The 15,016-nt window shown below is 69.5% G+C and carries 12 protein-coding genes; 9 read left to right on the top strand and 3 right to left on the bottom strand.

Annotated elements, in window-relative coordinates; all coding sequences use genetic code 11:
* Positions 1-82 precede the first annotated feature (82 nt).
* From CJ014_RS07170 to pdeM, 4 genes are all read left to right on the top strand, one after another.
* Complete coding sequence (locus CJ014_RS07170) at positions 83-496, top strand: tellurite resistance TerB family protein (RefSeq protein WP_100079875.1); 414 nt, start codon at positions 83-85, stop codon at positions 494-496.
* 85 nt (positions 497-581) lie between these two features.
* Positions 582-1,490 carry a class I SAM-dependent DNA methyltransferase gene (locus tag CJ014_RS07165; RefSeq protein ID WP_100079874.1) on the top strand — a complete coding sequence of 303 codons (909 nt, stop codon included), beginning with the start codon at positions 582-584 and terminating at the stop codon, positions 1,488-1,490.
* A 37-nt stretch (positions 1,491-1,527) separates the two neighbouring features.
* Entirely contained in the window at positions 1,528-4,044 is a 2,517-nt protein-coding gene (locus CJ014_RS07160; protein ID WP_100080095.1) for a ligase-associated DNA damage response DEXH box helicase, read from the top strand.
* Positions 4,045-4,049: 5 nt separating this feature from the next.
* On the top strand, positions 4,050-4,763 hold the full coding sequence (pdeM, locus tag CJ014_RS07155; RefSeq protein WP_425351902.1) for a ligase-associated DNA damage response endonuclease PdeM: 714 nt from the start codon (positions 4,050-4,052) through the stop codon (positions 4,761-4,763).
* A gap of 6 nt (positions 4,764-4,769) precedes the next feature.
* Here pdeM and CJ014_RS07150 read toward each other — a convergent pair whose 3' ends face one another.
* The 3 genes from CJ014_RS07150 to CJ014_RS07140 form a co-directional block, all read right to left on the bottom strand.
* Positions 4,770-5,537, bottom strand: a complete 768-nt coding sequence (locus CJ014_RS07150; protein ID WP_100079873.1) for a TIGR02186 family protein — start codon at positions 5,535-5,537, stop codon at positions 4,770-4,772.
* A complete protein-coding gene (locus CJ014_RS07145; RefSeq protein WP_100079872.1) occupies positions 5,534-6,457 on the bottom strand; it encodes a sulfite exporter TauE/SafE family protein in 924 nt (307 codons plus the stop codon). The genes CJ014_RS07150 and CJ014_RS07145 overlap by 4 nt, the downstream gene beginning before the upstream one ends.
* Positions 6,458-6,626: 169 nt before the next feature.
* Positions 6,627-10,055 carry a peptidoglycan-binding protein gene (locus CJ014_RS07140; RefSeq protein ID WP_133121816.1) on the bottom strand — a complete coding sequence of 1,143 codons (3,429 nt, stop codon included), beginning with the start codon at positions 10,053-10,055 and terminating at the stop codon, positions 6,627-6,629.
* 372 nt (positions 10,056-10,427) lie between these two features.
* Between CJ014_RS07140 and CJ014_RS07135 the strand changes: the two genes are divergently transcribed.
* The 5 genes from CJ014_RS07135 to CJ014_RS07115 all read left to right on the top strand — a co-directional run bounded on the left by CJ014_RS07135 (position 10,428) and on the right by CJ014_RS07115 (position 14,991).
* Positions 10,428-10,871 (top strand): MerR family transcriptional regulator, encoded by a 444-nt coding sequence (locus CJ014_RS07135; protein WP_245427195.1) that lies wholly within the window; start codon positions 10,428-10,430, stop codon positions 10,869-10,871.
* A gap of 450 nt (positions 10,872-11,321) precedes the next feature.
* Positions 11,322-11,750, top strand: coding sequence for a hypothetical protein (locus tag CJ014_RS07130; protein ID WP_100079870.1), 429 nt, complete (start codon positions 11,322-11,324; stop codon positions 11,748-11,750).
* Between the two features lie 139 nt (positions 11,751-11,889).
* On the top strand, positions 11,890-12,306 hold the full coding sequence (gene mscL / locus CJ014_RS07125) for a large conductance mechanosensitive channel protein MscL (RefSeq protein ID WP_100079869.1): 417 nt from the start codon (positions 11,890-11,892) through the stop codon (positions 12,304-12,306).
* Positions 12,307-12,438: 132 nt separating this feature from the next.
* Positions 12,439-13,662, top strand: a complete 1,224-nt coding sequence (locus tag CJ014_RS07120) for a pyridoxal phosphate-dependent aminotransferase (protein ID WP_100079868.1) — start codon at positions 12,439-12,441, stop codon at positions 13,660-13,662.
* Between the two features lie 165 nt (positions 13,663-13,827).
* Positions 13,828-14,991: a two-component system sensor histidine kinase NtrB gene (locus tag CJ014_RS07115; protein ID WP_100079867.1), complete on the top strand. Its 1,164-nt coding sequence runs from the start codon at positions 13,828-13,830 to the stop codon at positions 14,989-14,991.
* Positions 14,992-15,016 lie beyond the last annotated feature (25 nt).

Below are 15,016 nucleotides of genomic sequence, written 5' to 3'. Positions count from 1 at the left end.
GTCGATTCCGCCGACAGGACGCTTGCGCTTTTGTCGGCAGCGTCCCAAATAGGGTGCCGTTTGACTTTTGCCCGAGGGTTCCATGCAGAAGCCGTTGTCCATCCAGGAAGCGCTGATCTGGGTGATGGTTACCGCCGCGATCGCCGATCGCAACATGACCGAGCGCGAACTCAATCAGTTCGAGCGGTTGATCGGCTTCCTGCCGGTATTCCAGGGCTTCGAGGGCTCGGTCGGCGCCATCGCCGACGCCTGTTCGGAGAATTTGAAGTCGGTGAACGGCATCGACCATATCCTCGACCGGGTGGCGATGTCGCTGCCGGAGCGCCTCTACGAGACGGCCTACGCGCTGGCCATCGAGGTCGCCGCTTCCGACGTCGACGTCAAGCAGGAGGAGCTGGTGTTCCTGCAAATGCTGGAAGACCGCTTCGCCCTCAACAAGCTGGCCGTCGCCGCCATCGAGCACTCGGCCCGCGTCCGCTACCGCAAGATCGGGTAAGGCGGGATTTAGTCGCTGAATCCATCTTGACGGCGAGCCGCTTTGGCGAGATGACCCGGCGCTCCTTTCGCCGAGTGCCGCCATCTTGCACGTTGCCTCTTCCGGGGACCTTCTCGCCGACCGCCGCTACGAATATGCCCGCGCCTATTTCGACGCCGGCGATCATCGGGCGGCGGCCGATCTCTATCTCCAGGCGCTCGAACGCGCCTCCGGCTGGCTGCCGGCGCTGGTCGGGGCCGCCGACGCGCTGACCGTCCTCGGCCGCCGCGACGAGGCCGGGCCGCTGCTGCGGCAGGCGGCGGCGCACGACCGCGACGGCCTGTTCGGCACGTCGCTGAGGCTCGCGGCCCTCGGCCTCGCCGAGGTTCCCGATGCTCCGCCGGAGGCCTACGTGCGCGGTCTCTTCGACGACTATGCCGACCGCTTCGAGGCGGTGCTGGTGGACGACCTCGGCTATCGCGCGCCTTGGCGGATCGCCGAACTCATCGACAAGGTCCGCCCCGGCGCCGGCTTCGCGCGCGGCGTCGACCTCGGCTGCGGCACCGGCCTGGTGGCCGAGGCGCTGAAGGGGCGGGTGGCGCATTTTACCGGCTGCGATCTTTCGCCGGAAATGATCGCCCGCGCCGAGGCCGGCGATCGCTACCAGGCGCTCGTCGTGGCCGAGGCGGCCGCCTTCCTGTCGGAGCGCACCCAAACCCTCGATCTCGTCACCGCCGCCGACGTGCTGGTCTACATCGGCGCGCTCGACAACCTGTTCCGGCATGTGGCCGCCCGTCTCGCACCGGGCGGCCTTTTTGCATTCAGCGTCGAGGAGGCCGACGACGGCGATCTCGTGCTGCGCGACAGCCTGCGCTACGCCCATGGCGAGACCTATATCCGCCGCGTCCTCGCCGAGGCCGGCCTTGCCGTCGCCGGGCTCGTGCGCGATACGCTGCGGTACGACCGCGGCACGCCGATCGGCGGGCTGATCATGCTGGCAAGGCCGGCACGCTGAGGCCTTCCGCGCAAATGTTCTTCACTTGTTCGCGGAAATCGGGCTTACTCCGCCGGTGACCGAGACGAATCTCCTGCCCCCCAAGTTCGAAGCCTGGTTCGCCTCGCGCGGCTGGAGCCCGCGCGCCCACCAGCTCGCGCTCCTCGAGCACGGCCTCGCCGGCCGCTCGGTGCTGCTGATCGCCCCGACCGGCGCCGGCAAGACGCTGGCCGGCTTCCTGCCGAGCCTCGTCGACCTCGCCGCCCGGCCGAAGTGGAAGCCCGGCACCCGCCGGCGCGGCGTCCACACGCTCTACGTCTCGCCGCTCAAGGCGCTGGCCGTCGACATCGAGCGCAATCTCGAAACGCCGGTTGCCGGCATCGGTCTCGACGTCGCCATCGAGACGCGCACCGGCGACACTTCCGCCGCGCGCCGCCAGCGGCAGAAGCTGATCCCGCCCGACATCCTGCTGACCACGCCCGAGCAACTGGCGCTGCTGCTTGCCGGCCGCGACGCCGAAGCCTTCTTCGAGGACCTGAAAACGGTGATCCTCGACGAATTGCACGCGCTGGTGACCTCGAAGCGCGGCGACCTCCTGGCGCTCGGTCTGTCCCGCCTGCGGGCCATCGCCCCGGCCATCCGCACCGTCGGCCTGTCGGCCACCGTCGCCGAGCCGGACGAGCTCCGCGCCTGGCTGCTGCCGCAGGCGCCGGGCGAGCCGCCGGCCTTGTCGGAGATCGTCACCGTCAAGGGCGGCGCCCGGCCCGACATCCGCATCTTCGACGCCGACGAGACCATCCCCTGGGCCGGCCATTCGGCCCGCTACGCCTATCAGGGCTTGCTCGCCGAGATCGATCGCCGCCGCATGACGCTGATCTTCGTCAACACCCGCAGCCAGGCGGAAATGATCTTCTCCGAACTGTGGCGGCTCAACGACGCCAACCTGCCGATCGCCCTCCACCACGGCTCGCTCGACGTCGGCCAGCGGCGCAAGGTGGAGGCGGCGATGGCCGACGGCCGCCTGCGGGCGGTGGTCGCCACCTCGACGCTCGACCTCGGCATCGACTGGGGCGACATCGACCTCGTCATCCACGTCGGCGCGCCCAAGGGGGCGAGCCGGCTCGCCCAGCGGGTCGGCCGGGCCAACCACCGCATGGACGAGCCGTCGACGGCGCTCCTGGTGCCGGCCAACCGCTTCGAAGTGCTGGAATGCCAGGCGGCGCTCGACGCCAATTATCTTGGCGCCCAGGACACCCCGCCGATCCGCGACGGCGCGCTCGACGTGCTCGCCCAGCACGTGCTCGGCCGGGCGGTGGCCGGCCCGTTTCGCGCCGACGACTTCTACGCCGAGGTCGTCTCCAGCTATCCCTACCGCCGTCTCGACCGCGAGCGGTTCGACCGGGTGATCGACCTCGTCGCCACCGGCGGCTACGCGCTGCGCGCCTACGAGCGCTATGCCAAGATCAGGCTGACCGCCGACGGCACCTGGCGCCTCACCCATCCGCGTTTCGGCCAGGCCTACCGGCTCAACGTCGGCACCATCATCGAGAGCCCGATGCTGAAGGTGCGGCTCGGCGGCAAGGCGCGGGGACGCGGGCCGGTGACCGGCGGCCGGCTGCTCGGCGAGGTGGAGGAATATTTCTGCGAGCAGATGAAGGTCGGCGACACCTTCCTGTTCGGCGGCGAGGTGCTGCGCTTCGAGGGAATGCGCGAGACGGAAGTGATCGTGTCGCGGACGCGGTCGAGCGATCCGCGCATCCCGGTCTATGCCGGCGGCAAGTTCCCGCTGTCCACCTTCCTCGCCGCCGGCGTCCGCAAGATGCTGTCCGACCCCTCCTCGTGGCACAGGCTGCCGGCGCCGGTGCGCGACTGGCTGGCCCTGCAGCGCGATCATTCCCTTCTCCCCAAGCCCGACGAGCTCCTGGTCGAGACCTTTCCCCATCATGGCCGCTTCTTCGTGGTGCTCTACCCCTTCGAGGGGCGGCTCGCCCACCAGACGCTCGGCATGCTGCTCACCCGCCGGCTCGAACGCTTCGGCCTCAAGCCGCTCGGCTTCATCGCCACCGACTATGTGATCGGCGTCTGGTGCGCCGCCGACGTCGGCAGCGCCTTTGCCCGCGGCGAGCCGACGCTGTCGCGTCTCCTGGAGCCGGACATGCTGGGCGACGACCTCGAGGCCTGGATGGCCGAGAGCTATCTGCTCAAACGCATGTTCAAGGCCTGCGCCATGATCGCCGGCCTCGTCGAGAAGAATGCCATCGGCGCCCGCAAGACCGGCCGGCAGGTCACGGTGTCCACCGATCTCATCTACGACGTGCTGCGCGAGCACCAGCCCGACCACATCCTGCTGGAAGCCGCCTGGGCCGATGCCTCCACCGGCCTTTTGGACCTCCGGCGCCTGTCGGATATGCTGTCGCGAATCAGCGGCCGCATCGTGCACAAGCGGCTCGACCGCATTTCGCCGCTGGCCGTGCCGATCATGCTGGAAATCGGCGGCGAGCGGGTGGCGGGCGAGGCCGACGAGGATGTCCTCCGGCAGGCGGCGGACGAAATCATTCGGGAGGCCATGGCGTGACGGCGCTGACGGCGGGACAGGGAGACGACGACGTGCTGACAGCGGGCGGTCTCGTGAATCTCAATGGCGCCGCCGTGCGCTTCGATGCCTCGGGCGTGCTGCATTGGCCGGAAGAGCGGCTCCTGGTGGTCGCCGACCTGCACCTCGAAAAAGGCTCCTCGCAAGGCGCGCGCGGCCGTTTCGTGCCGCCCTACGACACCCGCGCCACGCTCCGGGCGCTGGCGGAGGCGATCGGCCGTCTCCGGCCGGAGCGGGTCATCGCCCTCGGCGACAGCTTTCACGACGGCGGCGCCGAGGGGCGCCTTTCGCCGGCCGACCTTCAGAGCCTCGCATCGTTGGTCGGCTCCGTCGACTGGACCTGGGTGGCCGGCAACCACGATCCGTCGCCGCCGGCCGGCCTCGGCGGTCGGCCGGTCGCCGAGATCGTCGTCGGCCCGCTCGTCTTCAGGCACGAGCCGCGCGCCGGCCGCGCCGCCGGCGAAGTGGCCGGCCACCTGCATCCGGCGGCCAAGGTGGGGCGGACCCGCTCGGTCCGCCGGCGCGCCTTCGTCTCGGACGGCAGCCGCTGCCTGCTGCCGGCCTTCGGCGCCTATACGGGCGGGCTCAACGTCATGGACATGGCCTTCAAGGGGCTTTTCGAGCGGTCGCGGCTGATCGCCTGGATGCTGTCGGACGGCCGGGTGTATCCGGTGCGTTCGGCCGAGTTTTTGCCGGATTGAGCTTATTCAGTCTCGCCGGAACGCCACGCCGGCCAGCCAGCCGGTGAAGCAGGCGACGACCACGGCGGCGAGGCCGTAGAGGGCCGGCCGCTGATGGGCGAGGTCGGTGATCGCCTGCTCGAACCCGCCCTTCAGGATGGAGAAATCCTGCGTCGTCTTGGCGAGCAGCACGCCGCCGGAAAACAGGTAGACGGTGGCCGTGTACCAGCCGATCGGCACGTTGGAGGGAAGCGCGATCGGCGCCTTGAACAACTGCGGCGACAGGAATTCGACGCTGCCCTCGTTGAGGCTGAACAGGTTTTCCTTCTGCATCAGGCGAAAGAAGGCGGCGTCGAATTCGGTGCGAACCGGCGGCAGGGCATCCGGCAGGCCGCGCGTCGGCAGCATGTCGAAGCCGAGGCCCTGGCGGGCGCGCACCGGATTGCCGGCCACGTCGGCCATCGGCGCCGTGGTGGCGATGGCGAGGAAGGAAGGCACGCGCGGCAGTTCGCTCGACGTGCGGTTGATCCAGATGCCGGCCACGCGTTCCTTGCGACGAGCCACCATGGGGCGCAGCGGGCCGGTCAGCGTCACCACGATCTCGTAGGGAGCGCCGCGGGCGACGGTCTGCCGGTCGCGCTCGACGGTGCCGAAGATGACGACGCCCGAACCGGTGAAGTTCGATTCGATGGAGACGCGCTCGGTGGAAAGCGCCGTCACCAGCGTCTCGGCACGGAGGGGCAAGGGGGCGATGATGAGCATCGCCGCGAGGCGGAGGGCGCGGGCGATCATCATCCCCCTCCTATCCGGCTGATCGAATAGAGCTCTTCAGGCTTCACCACCAGATCGACGGCGAACCTGAGGCCGACCGACAGCACCAGGAGGCCGAGCAGCAGGCGCAGCGTCTCGCCGCGCAACGACTGGCCGACGCGGGCGCCGAACTGGGCGCCGACCACGCCGCCGACCATCAGGGCGAGGCCGAGGATGACATCCACCGTCTGGTTGGTGGCCGACTGCATGAACGTGGTGAAGGCCATGGTGCCCAGCGTCTGCAGCAGCGTGGTGCCGATGACGATGGTGGTCGGCACCCTCAGAAGATAGATGAGGGCCGGCACCATGATGAAGCCGCCGCCGATGCCGAGCAGGGCGCCGAGGAAGCCGATGGCCGCGCCGAGCGCGATGACCGGCAGCGCCGAGATGTAGAGCCGCGACCGATGGAAGCGGATCCTGAGCGGCAGGCCGGCGATCCAGCTGTGCTGGCCCGGCCGGCGCACCGGCAGCGGCGTGCCGCGCTGCTTGGCGATGATCGCCCGCACCGCCTCCACCGCCATCAGCACGCCGATGGTGCCGAGGAAGGCGACGTAGCAGAGGGCGATGACCACGTCGAGCTGGCCGACGCCGCGCAGCGCCCCGTAGACCCAGACGCCGATCGCCGAGCCGATGATGCCGGACAGCGTCAGGTAGAGCCCGAGCTTCAGGTCGACCGTCTTCTTGCGCAGATAGGCGAGGACGCCCGAAGCGGAGTTGGCGACGATCTGCGAGGACACCGAGGCGACGGCGACGGCCGGCGAGATGCCGGAGAAGATCAGGAGCGGCGTCAGCAGGAAGCCGCCGCCCACCCCGAACATGCCGGACAGGAAGCCGACCGCCGCGCCCATCCCGAGCAGCAGGAAGAGGTTCATCGGCATTTCGGCGATCGGCAGGTAGAGATCCACGGCCTGTCATCCGTTGAGGGGCGTCCGGGCCAGTATTAGCTGGCAACCCCTTGCGAAAGTGCAACGGAATAGGCTTCTGCCATGGCTTTCCGGCAAAAAAGCGCATCGACACGGCAAAAAGAAAGCCCCCGGAGCGGTGGCGCCGGGGGCCGATGGCACGAAAGGCGGTTCAGATGGCCGGCATGCCGAGCGCGTCGACCAGCGCCTTGTCGATCTCGCCGGTGGCCGGCAGGCCCTTGGCGGTCTGGAAGGCGGCGATGGCGTCGCGCGTCTTGCGGCCCATCTTGCCGTCGGGCGGGCCGGCATCGAAGCCGAGGCTCGAAAGGATCGCCTGGGTGCGGGCGATCGTCCTCGACGTGTCGACCGAGGCGGTGTGCTCGGGCGCCGCCGTCCAGGCCGCATCGGCCGGCGGCACCTCCTCGGCCTTGGGATCGAGCGGCTTGGCGACCCAGGTCTCGACGGCGAGGCGGGCGCGGGCGAGGTCTTCCTTGGAAAGAACCTGGGCGATGTCGTCGCGCTTCTTGGCGCTGTCGGCGTCGCCGGCGGTGGCGGCCAGCGCAAACCACTTGTAGGAGGTGGCAAGGTCGCGCGGCACGCCGAGGCCACGGGCATAGAGGATGCCGAGGTTGAACTGGCTGTCGCGGATGCCGCGGTCGGCGGCTTCCTGGAACCACTTGGCGGCCAGCGCATAATCCGGTGCGCCGAGGCTGCCTTCGGCGTTGATCACGGCGAGGTTGTGCATGGCCTTGGCGTTGCCGAGGGCGGCCGCCTTGGCATACCACTGCGCCGCGGTCTTGGCGTCGCGCGGCGTGCCGGTACCCTTCTCGTAGAGGCTGCCGAGCCGGTATTGGGCCGGCGCGAGGCCGGCCTCGGCGGCCCGGCGGTACCAGTCGACGGCGGCGGCGAAATCCTGCGGCACGCCACGGCCGTCGGCGAAGCGGGAGGCCACCTCGACGGCGGCGAGCGGGTCTCCGCCGGCCGCGGCATCGCGCAGCGCCTTCGGTCCGATGGCATTCGGCAGCGCCGGCGCGGCGCTCGCCACCGGCGCGGCCGGCGTCTCGATTGCCGCTTCGGGAGAGACGGGCGGCGCCGAAGTCACCGCCGGTACCGGCGCGAAGCCGTCGGTCGGCAGGGCGGGCGGCGTCTGCGAGAATCCGTCGCTCGGCATCGCGGTTTGCGAGGCCGGCATTTCGGCGCTTGCCGGCGGTTCGAGCGACGGCGCGGCCTCGCTCATCGGCGACGGCGTTGCCGCCGCCGACGGTTCGGCTGCCGGCGCCTCCGGGGCGGGCGCCGCTGAGGCGGTCGGCTCGGACGAAGAGACGGCTTCCGCCGGCGGTTCGCCGGATGCCGACAGGCGATTCACCGTGTCGTTGGCGATCTTGGCAAGGCCGAGCGCGATCAGCACCACGGCGGCGGCCATCGCCGCCTTGCGCCGGTTGAAGCGGAATTTCGGCAGGGCGAAGCGCGGCTTGCCGCCGGCGGGCTCCTCGTCCTTGGCGGTCTCGCCGGGCACGCCGCTGCCGGCCGCCTGGGCGGCGCGGCGGGCGGCGGCGATGAAATCGGCCTTGGTGGGGGCGCGGGCCGCTTCGGGCGCGGCCGTCCTGTCGGTCGGCGGCATCGAATTCGGCAAACGCGGCTTGCCCGATCCGGGCTCGAGCGGCTTGTTGACGTCGAAGCCGGGCGGCAGCGCCGGCTCGTCCGCCTTCGCCGGCTCCGGCTTGCCGAGCTGCGGCTCGACGCGGGGCGTCGGCGGCGACTTCCGGCCGAAGATGCGCGGCAGGTCGTCTCCCTCGTCGGCGACCGGCGGCATCCGCCGGGTGAGCGCCTCCTGGATCTCTTCCCAGTTGTCTTTGGTGGGGGGCGGCGCCTTCGGCTCGGCGGCCACGGCGTGCGCCCTATCCTCTCCGACTTCGCGCAGGGCCAGGCGCTCCACCGTCTGTCCGATGGCCAGCAGCAGGCCGCGATCGCGCTCGGCATCGGCCCTAAGATCCTCGCCGAGCCGGTTGATGCCGGCCTCGACGCCGGCGAGGCGGGCGGGGGCATCGTCGCCGTGACGGCCGGCGACGGCCGCCACCCGATCGGCGATGGCGTCGACCGACAGCGAGTTCGACATGGTGGCGTCGAGCCGCTCCAGCGCGTCGGCCAGCGCCGCGATTTCGTTCGGCCGCGTTTCGAGGCGGGCGGCGATGTCGGCTATCCGGCTCTCCAGCCGGTCGAAGGCGGCGGCACCGATCGACGGCGCATCCAGCCGGTCGATCCGCTCGACCAGCGTCCGCACGTCGGCGGCAAGGCCGGCATCGGGCCGGCCGGCCGCGGCGAGCACGTCCTCGCGCAGCCGCTCGACGGCGTTTTCGAGCGCGGCGACGTCCTTGCCGGTGGCGAAATCGATGTCGGCCACCGATCGCGTCAGCACGGCGATGCGGTCCTCGATTTCCGAGATGCGGCCGCCGGTCGCCGGCTCGGCGAGCTTGGTCTCGATGCGCGACAGGGCCGCCGCGAGATCGGCCGGCAGGCCGCCGCCGGCCGCCGGCCGGAGCTGCGCCTCCAGCGACCGGCCGAGCTCGGCGAAGCGCTCGTCGAGCGCCCGGATGGCGGCGGCGTCGAGCGTCACGCCCGGCCGGTCCAGGGAGAGGCGCAGGCCGTCGATTTCCTCGGCAAGGCGCGGCAGTTTGTCGGTCGAGCGGGCGATGCGCTCGATGGAGGCCGACTGCCGCTCCAGTTCATGGGCGAAACGCGGCAGTTGCTCGGAGCGCTGGGCGACCTGCGACAGCGTGGCGTTCTGGCGCTCGAGGCCGTCCTGCCAGCGCGCGAAGTCGCCGACGTCGCGCTCGATGGCGCGCAGGCTGCCGGCGACGTCGTCGAGCCGGCGCTCGATGGCGGCGATCACCTCGCGCTTGTCGAGCTGGGCGACGGCGGCGGCGAGGTCGGACAGGCTGCGGCCGAAATCGCCGAGCACCCGCTGGTCGCCGAGCCCCTGGTCGAGCCGTTCGGCGAGGCGATCGAGGCGCGCGGTGATGACGCCGACCTGCTCGCCCGACGGCAGCGTGGCGATCAGCCGCCGGATTTCGGCGAGCCGCTGCACGAGGTCGCCGACGACGCGCGGGTTGTCGACGGAGGCGCGAATGTCGTCGAGCCGCGCCACCAGCGTGTCGAAGGCGCTTTCCAGCGACCGTCCGGAGCTCGCCTCGACCAGCCGCTCGACCTCGGCCCGCAGGTCGGCCACCTCGGTGGCAAGGCCCTCGCCGGGCGCCGTCGTCCGCCGGCGATCGCCGCTCATTTCCTGGCTGAGGGCGCGAACGCGGGCGCCGAGCTCGGCGACATCGGCCTCGCCGCGGCGGCCGTGCCGTGCCGGGGCGAGGGCGTCGCGCTTGCGCGAGATCTGGTCGATGGCCCTTTGCAGGTCGTCGGGTTCGCTGGCGCGCGGCACCGGCCGGACCGGCCGCCGCTCTTCGGCCGGCGACAGCGTCCGGATGCGCTCGCCGAGCCGGTCGAGAGACGTAAGGATGCGGTCGACCGGATCGCCGCCCTGCCGGTCGCCTTCGGATCCGTAGTCGTCGAAGCCGGCCGGCTCCCGGTCGTACTGGCTCGCTCCGTCCATTCCGCCGCCCAAACGAGACGTAGCCCGCGACGCCATGATCGTTCTCCCCGTTTGCGATGGGTCCTCGCGGCAAGGGCCGCCGGGACGGAACACCGCCAGGATGCATTCATTGGGCAATTTGCAAAAACAGGGTAAACGCCCGGTTAACCGGAGGGCCGGTTTTCGCGGCTTTTTAAGCGCTCTGAACGGAACCTTACCGAAGCGCACCGAAAAACAACGATGCCGGCCCGCGAAATGCCCGTCGCTTGACGTAAAGGGAAGCTTATGCGCAGTCTGACCGCCACCCTGGAGCCGTTCCGGCGGCCTTGCATGGAGGGATGGCAGGTGACCGAAAGCGACGAGCCGGCCGCCGAGGCGCAGATCGGGGCCGTCATTGCCGACAAGCTCGAGGACGACGACGGGCTGCACCCCCGGGGATCGCTGTTTTCCATCGGTGACCTTGCCCGCGAGTTCGACGTCACGCTGCGCACCTTGCGCTTCTACGAGGACAAGGGGCTGATCAGCCCGCGCCGGGAAGGGCTCAACCGGCTCTATTCCCGCCGCGACCGCGCCCGCCTCAAGCTGGTGCTGATGGGAAAGCGCGTCGGCTTCTCGCTGACCGAGATCAAGGGCATGCTCGACCTCTACGACCTGCGCGACGGCCAGGTGGCCCAGCTCAAGGTGGCGCTCGATCGCTTCAACGACCGGATCGCCATTCTGGAGAAGCAGAAAAAGGAGATCGAGCAGGCGCTGATGGAATTGCGCCGCACCACGGCGGTGGTCAGCGGCCTTCTGAAGGAAAAGGAAGAGAAGGAGGCCGGCGCGCGCCGGAGCTGACCGGCTTCCGGCGCCGAGCGGTGTCCGCGCGAAGCCAGGGGCGGAGGAAAAGCCGCCTGCCCGGCATCTATATAACTAAACGGCGCCGCACAGATGGAGCCCTATATATACCCCTTGCCTTTTCCTGCCCGAGGTCCTACGCCTTCGCGTAGGATGACAGAATTATATATAAGAAACATATACATAAGGTGTCATCCTACGCGAAGGCGTAGGACCTCGGGCAGAATGGAGCGGGCGGCATATATAGGTCGCCGTACCGAGCATCAGGATGCAGGATATCCTAGGCCACGGAGCGGCTTCCACGCCAAGCGGCACCGCGCGCGAAACGCGGAAGCCAGGGACCGAAGGCGCGCGGTCGATTGAGGCAAGAATAAGATTTTGACCCGGAATACCCCCCGTCGGCGGCGCGATGGGGTATTCTCCTGCCGAGACCCAACCGGGAGACCCACGATGCGCGCGATCCTGGCAACCCTTCTTGTGTCCGGCGCTCTTCTCGCCGTTTCAGCCGTCTCGGCCCAGACCCCACCGGCCGACGACGGCTACAGCCTGCAGCCGGCCGTCGGCGACTATCTCAAGATCGACCGCCGCACCGGCGACGTCTCGCACTGCGCCGTGCGCGGCGGCGCCTGGTCCTGCCAGTTGATCGCCGAGGACCGCAAGGCCTACGAGGAGCGCATCGCCGAGCTCGAGGCGGAAAACGACAGGCTCGGCAAGCGGATCGCCGCGCTGGAGGCGCGGGACAAGGAGGCGCGGGCGCCGCTTCTCGACGAGAACGACGAGCGGCGTCTCCAGGAATTTCTCGACCTCGGCGATCGCATGTTCCGCCATTTCTTCGATCTCGTCGAACGGCTGCGCCAGCGCGACGAGGGGCCGATCTAGCGTCGCCTGCCGCCGGGTCAGCGGGAATCCACAGCTTTCTCAGTAAAAATGCGGTCGGCGGCGGTCCGGGGCATGGCAGCCCGCCGAGGGCTGCGGCATGATCGCACCGACTCCGAACAACCCCGTATGGAGATGAAAGATGCTCAAGGAATTCAGGGAATTCGCGCTGCGCGGCAATATGGTCGACCTCGCCATCGGCGTGATCATCGGCGGCGCCTTTGGCGGGCTGGTCAATTCGATCGTCGCCGACCTGTTGATGCCGGTCATCGGTCTGATCACCGGCGGCATCGACTTTACCAATCTCTACGTCCAGCTTTCGGGCGCGCCGGTGACCAGCGACCTCGACGCCGCCCGCAGGGCCGGCGCGACGGTCGCCTACGGCAACTTCGTGACCCTGGCCATCAACTTCCTGATCATCGCCTTCGTGCTGTTTTTGGTGGTGAAGGTGATGAACCGCCTGAAGAACGCCTCGGAACCGCCGGTGGAAGCGCCGCCGGAGGTGCCGGCCGACGTCGCGCTGCTCACGGAGATTCGCGACCTTCTGAAGAAGGGCTGACCGGGGCCGGCCGGGACGGCCTTGCCGGGTTCGCGGCAGCTTTCTCCATGTCCTGTCTTTTGATTCGTTTTTGCGGGACTGATATTCCCGGTGGGCGGCGATTCTCGCCGGCCCACCGAGCAAGGCATATCCATGACACTCGACGTTGCCGCGCGTTTTCTGGACGACATCAGGCCCGCTGCCCGCAACGCGCCGCCGAGCGGCATCGTCGAGGTGCATCTCGAGGGATTGCGGCGACCGGGAACGGCCAAGCTGTGGGTGGGCGAGGGCAATCTGCCGACCCCGGCCAACATTCGCGACGCGGCGGTCCGCTCGCTGATGGCCGGCGAGACCTTCTACACCCACCAGGCCGGCCTGCCGGAGCTGAGAGAGGCCCTCTGCCGCTATCACGACCGGCTCTACGGACCGTTCGGCGGCCGGCCGGCCGACGTGGACCGCTTCCTCGTCACCGCCTCGGGCATGCACGCCATCCAGATGGCGGCCTCGCTGGTCGCCGGCTCCGGCGACGAGGTGATCGTGCCGACGCCCGCCTGGCCGAACGCGCCGGCCGCCGCCGCGCTGTGCGGCGCCGCGGTGCGCGAGGTGCCGATGCGCTTCGGTCCCGCCGGCTGGGACCTCGATCCCGACGACCTCGAGGCGGCGATCACGCCGCGGACCAGGGCCATCTTCGTCAACTCGCCCAGCAATCCCTCCGGCTGGGTGGCGAGCCGCGACCGGCTCGCCTCCATCCTCGGCATCGCCCGCCGGCACGGCGTCTGGATCGTCGCCGACGAGGTCTACGGCCGTTTCTGCTACCTGGACGGCCAGGCGGTGGCGCCCTCCTTCCACGAGGTGGCCGAGCCCGAGGACCGGCTGATCTTCGTCAACACCTTCTCCAAGAACTGGGCGATGACCGGCTGGCGCATCGGCTGGATCGAGGTGCCGGCCGCCCTCAACGCCACCGTCCAGAATCTGGTGCAGTACACGAGTTCCGGCACCGCCGTGTTCATGCAGCGGGCGGCCGTCGAGGCGCTCGACAACGGCGAGGATTTCCTGGCCTTCCAGATCGCCCGTGCGCGTCACAACCGGGCGACCGTCATCGCCGCGCTCGCCGCCGCCGGCGGCGTGACGCTGTCGCCGCCCGACGGCGCCTTCTACCTGTTCTTCTCCGTCGAGGGCGAGAGCGACCCGCGCCGCCTCTGCCTCGACATGGTGCGCGAGGCCGGCGTCGGCATTGCGCCGGGCACCGCTTTCGGCCGGGGCGGCGAGCGCTTCATGCGCCTCTGCTTCGCCGGCGACCCCGAGGAAATCACCGCCGCGCTCGGCCGCCTTCCGGCCTGGCTCGCGGCGCGCCGGCGCGCCGCCGGCGGCGGGTAGCGTTTTTTTGCGGACATTTGCATTTGAATTTGATCTGGAACAGTTCCTTTTCCGTCGAAGTCGTGCATGTTACATCCGGACTTGCACTGAAGGGCTGTTCCTGATTTGACAGGCCCGCGGGCGAGGATGTGGCCCCATCGGGAAGAAGGGGAGAGCGAGGCGGATATGGGAGAACTCGAGGACCGCAGGACCGCGGTCTCGGAAGCTCGTTTCGAGAGTCTTCTCGACACCGCCGCCGATGGCATCATCGTCATCGACGAGACCGGTCGTATGCTGGTCTTCAACAAGATCTGCGAACAACTGTTCGGCTATACCTCCGAGGAGGCGATCGGCCAGAACGTGTCGCTGATCATGCCGCCGGAGTTCTCGACGTCCCACGACCGTTTCATGCACAACTACCACCGGACCGGCGAGAGGCGGATCATCGGCATCGGCCGCGAAGTCTCAGGCATGCACCGCGACGGCTCCGTTTTCCCGCTGGAGCTGTCGGTCGGCGAGGCGAAGACGGCCGATGGCCGGCAATATATCGGCGTGCTGCGCGACCTGCGCTCCCGCCGCGCCGTCGAGCAGCGGGTGTCGCAGCTCCAGGCGCAGGTGGTGCACATGACGCGCCTCTCCGCCATGGACGAGATGGGCGCCGCCATGGCGCACGAGCTCAACCAGCCGCTCACCGCGCTGCTGCTCTATCTCCAGGCGGTGGCGCGCCAGGTCAAGGCCTGCCACGCCGACGCCAAGCCGCCCAGCGACAAGATGCTCGACGTGCTCGACAAGGCGGTGCAGGAGGCCGAGCGGGCCAGCCACATCGTCCAGCGCATGCGCCAGATGGTGGAGAAGCGCGATCCCGAGCGCGCCACCGTCGACCTGCGCGAGGTGGTCAACGAGGCGCTCGACCTCAGCGAATTCGTGGCGCAGGGCGCCACCGTCACCATCCGCCGCGTGTTCGGCATGACGCCGATCCATGTCGACGCCGACGCGACGCAGATCCAGCAGATCATCCTCAACCTGTTGCGCAACGCCCTCGAGGTGGCCAAGGAGAGCGAGGAGCGCTGGGTCAAGGTCTCGATTGGTTCCGACGATCGCTCGGCCTTCGTGTCGGTGACCGACAGCGGCCCCGGCTTTTCCGAGGATGTCGGCAAGTCGCTGTTCAGGACGTTCAGCACGACCAAGAAGTCCGGCATGGGGCTCGGACTGGCCATTTCGCGGGCGATCGCCCAGAATCATGGCGGCGACCTGATGGCCGATCCCGGCGGCAACGGCCAGGGCGCGACCTTCACGCTGATGCTGCCGATGCACCGTCCGGACGAGGCGGAAGACGATACGTGGGGGTGAGGGGCGGCGGGACTGACGCCGGTGG

Source organism: Pleomorphomonas carboxyditropha (assembly GCF_002770725.1).
GTDB lineage: Bacteria > Pseudomonadota > Alphaproteobacteria > Rhizobiales > Pleomorphomonadaceae > Pleomorphomonas > Pleomorphomonas carboxyditropha.
This window is presented reverse-complemented; position numbering and strand designations above follow the sequence as displayed.

Bases quoted from the DNA above. Each gene is read 5' to 3' on its own strand.
- CJ014_RS07170 (WP_100079875.1), top strand. From the start codon at position 83: ATGCAGAAGCCGTTGTCCATCCAGGAAGCGCTGATCTGGGTGATGGTT.
- CJ014_RS07120 (WP_100079868.1), top strand. From the start codon at position 12,439: ATGACACTCGACGTTGCCGCGCGTTTTCTGGACGACATCAGGCCCGCT.
- CJ014_RS07115 (WP_100079867.1), top strand. From the start codon at position 13,828: ATGGGAGAACTCGAGGACCGCAGGACCGCGGTCTCGGAAGCTCGTTTC.
- mscL (WP_100079869.1), top strand. From the start codon at position 11,890: ATGCTCAAGGAATTCAGGGAATTCGCGCTGCGCGGCAATATGGTCGAC.
- CJ014_RS07150 (WP_100079873.1), bottom strand. From the start codon at position 5,537: ATGATGATCGCCCGCGCCCTCCGCCTCGCGGCGATGCTCATCATCGCC.
- CJ014_RS07130 (WP_100079870.1), top strand. From the start codon at position 11,322: ATGCGCGCGATCCTGGCAACCCTTCTTGTGTCCGGCGCTCTTCTCGCC.
- CJ014_RS07140 (WP_133121816.1), bottom strand. From the start codon at position 10,055: ATGGACGGAGCGAGCCAGTACGACCGGGAGCCGGCCGGCTTCGACGAC.